The organism is Enterococcus alishanensis (assembly GCF_019218635.1).
GTDB lineage: Bacteria > Bacillota > Bacilli > Lactobacillales > Enterococcaceae > Enterococcus_A > Enterococcus_A alishanensis.
The window spans coordinates 1-6908 of record NZ_JAHUZB010000019.1 but is presented as its reverse complement, the minus strand read 5'-3'; the positions used below and the strand labels follow the sequence as shown (position 1 = coordinate 6908).

Below are 6908 nucleotides of genomic sequence, written 5' to 3'. Positions count from 1 at the left end.
AAGTTTTTGACTTGTGCTTTATCTGCATAGGTTGTTCCTGATCCTTTTGCCTCAGTATTCCAACCTGTAAAGGTATATCCAGGTCGTGTGAAAGTATTCTCAGATAATTCTTTTTGTTCATCATATGCAAAAGCTTGATTACTCATAGAACCAATCGCATCTGATGCATTCTTATCAAAGGCAACTTCGTAATTGATTGCTTCCCAATGGGCATAGTAAGTTGTATTTCCGTTAGGAATGACTAATGAAGCTGGCATCTTAGTGGAGCCTGTTGCTTCTGTATACCAACCTGTAAATTTATACCCTGTGCGACTGGCATCTTTGATGCCTGTAGAAAGATCATAACTTGACCCTGTTGCTAAGTTCAGAATATTTTTTTGATCTGTTGTTGCGTTAGGATCATTGTTTGCATTTAGATCAAATAGAATATTGTTACTTTCATTACCAGACCATTGAGCATACAACGTGATGGTACTTCCATCTTTAGCTAACAAGTTTTTGACTTGTGCTTTATCTGCATAGGTTGTTCCTGATCCTTTTGCCTCAGTATTCCAACCTGTAAAGGTATATCCAGGTCGTGTGAAAGTATTCTCAGATAATTCTTTTTGTTCATCATATGCAAAAGCTTGATTACTCATAGAACCAATTGCATCTGATGCATTCTTATCAAAAGCAACTTCGTAATTGATTGCTTCCCAATGGGCATAGTAAGTTGTATTTCCGTTAGGAATGACTAATGAAGCTGGCATCTTAGTGGAGCCTGTTGCGTCTGTATACCAACCTGTAAATTTATACCCTGTACGACTAGCATCTTTGATGCCTGTAGAAAGATCATAACTTGATCCTGTTGCTAGGTTCAGAATATTTTTTTGATCTGTTGTTGCATTAGGATCATTGTTTGCATTTAGATCAAATAGAATATTGTTGCTTTCATTACCAGACCATTGAGCATATAACGTGATGGTACTTCCATCTTTAGCTAACAAGTTTTTGACTTGTGCTTTATCTGCATAGGTTGTTCCTGATCCCTTTGCCTCAGTATTCCAACCTGTAAAGGTATATCCAGGTCGTGTGAAAGTATTCTCAGATAATTCTTTTTGTTCATCATATGCAAAAGCTTGATTACTCATAGAACCAATTGCATCTGATGCATTCTTATCAAAAGCAACTTCGTAATTGATTGCTTCCCAATGGGCATAGTAAGTTGTATTTCCGTTAGGAATGACTAACGAAGCTGGCATCTTAGTGGAGCCTGTTGCTTCTGTATACCAACCTGTAAATTTATACCCTGTACGACTAGCATCTTTGATGTCTGTAGAAAGATCATAGTTTGACCCTGTTGCTAAGTTCAGAATATCCTTTTGATCTGTTGTTGCATTAGGATCATTGTCTGCATTTAAATCAAATAGAATACTATTTTCTTTATTACCAGACCATTGAGCATATAATGTGATGCTTTCATCTACTTCTGCCAAATTTTTGATGCTAACTTTATCTTCATAGGTATCGCCTGAACCATCTGATTTAGTAGTCCAACCAGTAAAAGAGTAGCCTGGTCGTTTATACTGATTCATATTTAGATTTGTATCTTTATCGTAGGTGACTGTTTGGTTATTCATGGTTTCAGTAGCATCTGCAGCATTTTTATCAAAAATAATTTGATATGTTCCTGGCACCCAAACGGCATACAAATCTAAACTAGTAGTATTCATATTAATAACTTGTTCAGATGAATACATTGCCTTAGTAGCTTTAGGGTCTGTAGACCAACCAGCAAAAGCGTAATTTGTTCTATTAGGAAGTCCCGTAGTAGAATAAGAAGCCACAGTATAATCTTCACCTAAATATACGCCACCATTTATTTCTTGTGCGACAACTTTATGTCCATGAAGAATATTAGTCCCATCAACAGTAGCCGTGCTGTCTACAGATCCTTTTACATTGTAAGTATCTGAGACTCCATTATAGTTAGGATGATAGGTAACTTCAGATGGGGTCGCTATATAGTTCCCATCCTCTGCCCAAATCGCATATAAAATAGTATTTTCATTAAAGGTATACGATTGACCAGCAACATATTGTGTTCCTGTTCCTGCAATATTTTTTGACCACCCTGCAAACATATAACCAGTTTTTTTCAATCCTAGTGCAGTAACATCTGCAGAACTTGCAAGAGTAACGTTGGATCCTTTAGGCCCATTAAATGAATCTGGAAGGCTGCCTGAAGTATTACCATTTCCATTATAGATAACATTTATTCCACTGGCTGCTTTTTCCCATTGAGCATACAAAACTAAACTCGTGTGATCACTTGTCGTAATAGATTCTCCGGAATTGTAGCTAGTTCCTGTGCCATCAGCTTTTGTATTCCATCCAGTAAATATATGTTCACTTTTTGCCATGTTTCCTGCACCCTTGATTGTATAACTACTAGCAGAAGTGTCATCATATCGAATAAAATCTCCAGAGGTCTGACCATTACCAAGATAGATAATTCGAGCTAAAGAAGTTGATTTTATTGGCACCCATTTAGCATAAAGTGTTGTATCTTGAGGAAAATTGAACAATGAACCTGAGTAATAATCAGTTCCTGTACCATCAGCTTTCGTATTCCATCCAGCAAATACATAAGTTGTTAGTTCCCCAGATACTACAACAGATTTTGTGAGTGTTGAACCTTGATTTGAACTATCAATTTTTCCTTCTGTATAACGTTTCTCAGTCACACTGGCTGGAGGTGTTCCACCAGTATTCCCATTTCCATCATATGTTAAAGTTATATCTTTCACTTTTAAATCCCAAATTGCATAATAAACTTCATCAGAAGTTGGCGTAATAGATGTTCCTGCAAGAAGAACATCTGAATCATTTGCTTTGGCATCCTTATTTTTACTCCAGCCTACGAAAATATAAGGGTTTGTTTCAATAGTTCCAGTAGAGGCATTATTATCCTTAAATTCGTCCCTGACTAAAGTATTAGAACTTGGTAGTTTTGTACTACTACCTTTTAGTACGTATTGACTATCCGGAACCAGTCCTGATGTATTTTTATTTCCATTAAACTCTACTTTATAAGAGTTTTCAGGAACTGGTACTTCTTTTGTCCATGCCGCATAAAAAATTAAATTAGTATTTCCAACAACAAAAGACGACCCTGGGGAATAAAATATCTTTTGACCCGTAGAATCTAATAAATACCAACCAGAAAAGGTATATCCTGGATAAGAGAAATTACTTTTTGGATTAGCTACAGTATAACTAGTAGTATAATTTCCCACTACATTTACAGAATCTGGCAGATCACCCGTCACACCACTTTCCAATGCAACATACATAATATTGACATTTCCAATAGTTCCTCCGCCTCCGCCACCACTAGGATTTTTTTTCCAAGCAGGTTTCAAGACTATATCCTTTGTTGGAGAAAGGTTCTGACCAGGTGTGTAAATATTTGTTCCATCAGTCCAACCTATAAAGGTATATCCGTCTTTTACTAAGGAATTCGTGTTTTTAAGAACTGTATAGGATTTATTATAATTTACAGTGATCGTGTCAGTAGTTGGAACTGCACCACCAGTGGCGTCTCCTTTATCATAGGTTATTTTATATGTGATAGGATCCCATTTAGCTGTTAATGTTCCAGGATTTTTAGTTTCTGCAATGTTTGCTAAACTTATAGTATCACCTGGTTGGTATGTCTTTGCATCCTTACTATAGTACCATCCAGTTAATGTGTATCCTGTTTTTGTTATTGTAGGTACAGTAAACAGATGGGTGTCAGTAGCGCTAGTAAGTTCATAAAAATTATTTGATTTTATACCTTCTGGTAAACTTCCATCTGCTCCATCAACATTCACCTTGATTTGTGTCCAATATTCAGATAGTGAACCTGTCCACACACCGTAAAGTGTAGTTATTCCTGTTGATAGGGTATAAGATTTCCCAGCATAATAGTCGGGAACTGTTGCATTTTTGTCTTTAGCCCATCCCCAAAAAACGTATCCTTCTTGCGGAGGAGTATTATCTACAGGAATATCGGGTAACTTAATTTGATCTCCCGCAGTTCCAGTTTGAGCAGAAGGGTTACTTCCACTTTTAGATTGTGTAATGAACTTTATGGTTCCCTGTGTACTATTCTCCATCCATTCAGCAGTAAGGGTTATATTACCTGTAGGAGTATAACTATCACCTGCAGAATATACAGTAGTGCCATCTGACCATCCGACAAAAGTGAATCCACTTTTAACCATACTTCCTCTACCAGGAATAATTAATGCTTTTCCTTTATCAACATAAGTATACTCATATGGTTTGGCTCCCCCAGTTGCGCTATTAGAATTTAACGAAACAGTCCATTGAGATGTTGGATTAAATGAAGACCATATCGCGACAAAATGCCATGTTGCAACTTGTTTGTTAGTGCTCCATTGACCACCTGGTGCGATATTCTGAGTATTATCTAATCTCCAATATTCAAATTTATATATAGTCCCACTTCCATCATTAGAAGTCCTTGTAGGTACATTGTTGGGTACTGTATATTTTGCGCCATTCGCAGGAACTTGTGTATTAGATGGCATCCCTGCCACAGTATCACTAGATCCTGAAGGCAAGCCATTTTCATATAAAACATATTGTATCGGTGTCCATAACGCTTTTGCGACAGTAGAGTATGTTAAAGTAACTTCAGATGAAGCAGCATAAGTCTTGTTATTAATGGACCATCCTGCAAAAGTATAGTTTGTTTTGGTCGGCGTAGCGGAAGGCAGACTTACTTTATAGTCATTACTGACATTAGTTTTAATTCCATTTGTGAGATCTGTATCTGTAGTAGTACCTCCATCTAAGTTGAAGGTCAAAGTTGCATCTGCATCAAAAGGATTAGCAACAATTTTTAAATACAGAATAGTATTGCTATCCGTTAAAGTATAAGAGCTACCTGGCGAATACTCAGTTCCCGTTCCATCGGCGTTAGTCGTCCATGTCCCCGCTGCACTAGTATTTTCTTTCATTACCAAATCTGTAGGTATACTAGGTACCGTAACAGTGGTCCCAGATTTTCCAAATTGACTTGCAGGTGTCGACTGACTAGTTGCACCGTTCAAATTGTACGATACTGTAGAAGCAGTTGCCCATTGAGCATATAGAATAGTATCCGTACTGTATGGCCAAGAATCAACCACTTCACCTGACGAATAGCTATCTCCTCCACCATTAGGATCTGTATTCCATCCATCAAAAATTTGTTTAGATGGACTTGGAGCTGTGAAATTTAATTGATCCGCTCCTGTTCCAACAGTACCTACAGTATATGCACCGTTTAGAGCGATTTGATCGTTTTTAACTACACCAGAGTTTGATCCACCGTTTGCATTATAAGTTATTCTTGGGTTTGTCACCTCTCCTTCATAACTTACAGGGTCTTCTGTATCAATTTTACTAGATGTTGTTGCTGAACTTTCTAAACTACTAGAATCTGCCGAGGGAATCGTTGACTCTTCCAAAGTGCCTGACGTATTACTTCCCGCTGGTTCTTCAGTAGACGTTGTTAACTCCTCAGCTAAAACAACTCCGGGTTGTAAAAAAGAATTGAATAGCAAGGCAAACAAAGACAAATAAACTGCTATCTTTTTCTTACTCATAAAAATTTACTCCTATCTAATTTAATTTATATTTGCATAGAAAAGTTCTTTGAAATAGTAACCTTTACCCCATAATGTTTGGATAGCAGATTCCACACCATATTCATTAAAAATTCGTTTATTAATTTTGCCTATTCGTAATGAGAGTTGACTTAAAGTAGCATTTGTACATTTATGCCACAATATATTTGACAATTCTTTTCTAGTAATGGGTCTATCGGTAGCTTTTAGTAATACGGAAATAATTTGTTGATCTTTTGGAGCCAGTTGCTCTTGAAAATTTTTAAAAGTAACTGTTAACTGTTTTTTTTGAATATCTATCCCTTTTTTTTCTTTTGTCGAACAATTAAATATTGTTTCTCTAAGTTCTGAAAAGGATCCTTGAGTTGAAATACAAGCATCAAAGCCGCCATCACATAGAATTCCTTCTTCCTCAATAGTTAATACTTCATCTGTTTTTAATAAACAGATAGTTTCCCAACTAATAATGTACTCAAGAATTTCCAGAGCTTCCTTTTGTGAAATTGTTTCACTGATAATAATAATTGGAAAATTACTTGTCCAACGTGGGAATTTCCCACTTTGCAACCAATTTACATATAAATCACGAGTTATATATATCTCATGATTTAATCGGCATAGTTGCTCATGGAGCGTCATTTCATTTTCTATATTATTTGTTACAATAAGAACTCTCACTTTTACACCTCCTTTCATTTTTTTCTTTCTTAAAAAAAGATAATCAACATATTCGTTTATATTAATTTGTACTTGGTATAGTGAATACCAAGCACAAGACTATAAACCTTGATATCAATAGTTTTTGAATAGGCTCATTGACGACCATTGACGGCTATTACGGAATAACGAGGTACTTTTTATCTTGAAAGCTAGCGATAACATAAACGGAAAATGTCACAGCTTTAAAAGAGGAAGAATCTGAAAAAAAAACAAAAAAAGCCCCCCTCAGTTTTCTCATTTCATTTTTTAAATGAATATTGAAGAAAAATGACGTTAGGCGATTTGTTCTCTTTTTAAGATTGCTTGTTGGCGACTTTTTAAATTTGCATCAGTATAGACATCAAGGGTCATTTGAGTAGATGCATGGCCAAGAATTGCACTTACTGCTGTGATGCTAGCATTAGCTTCAATACATCTCGTGGCAAAAGTATGACGCAATTGGTGAAAGTGAATATTTTTCAAGTCACATTTCGTTAAAATTTGGTGGAAATAGTAAGTAATTTGCCTAGGCTCTTGAGGTAGTTC

Annotated in this window: 3 protein-coding genes; all 3 read right to left on the bottom strand. The window is 36.2% G+C overall.

The window, feature by feature from the left end; all coding sequences use genetic code 11:
* Window positions 1-5642: InlB B-repeat-containing protein (locus KUA55_RS18005; RefSeq protein WP_218327757.1), on the bottom strand; the 5642-nt coding region annotated here is incomplete at its 3' end.
* Between the two features lie 21 nt (window positions 5643-5663).
* Window positions 5664-6341, bottom strand: a complete 678-nt coding sequence (locus tag KUA55_RS18000; protein ID WP_218327756.1) for a winged helix-turn-helix domain-containing protein — start codon at window positions 6339-6341, stop codon at window positions 5664-5666.
* 315 nt (window positions 6342-6656) lie between these two features.
* A partial coding sequence (locus tag KUA55_RS17995) for a tyrosine-type recombinase/integrase (RefSeq protein WP_218327736.1) occupies window positions 6657-6908 on the bottom strand: 252 nt, incomplete at its 5' end.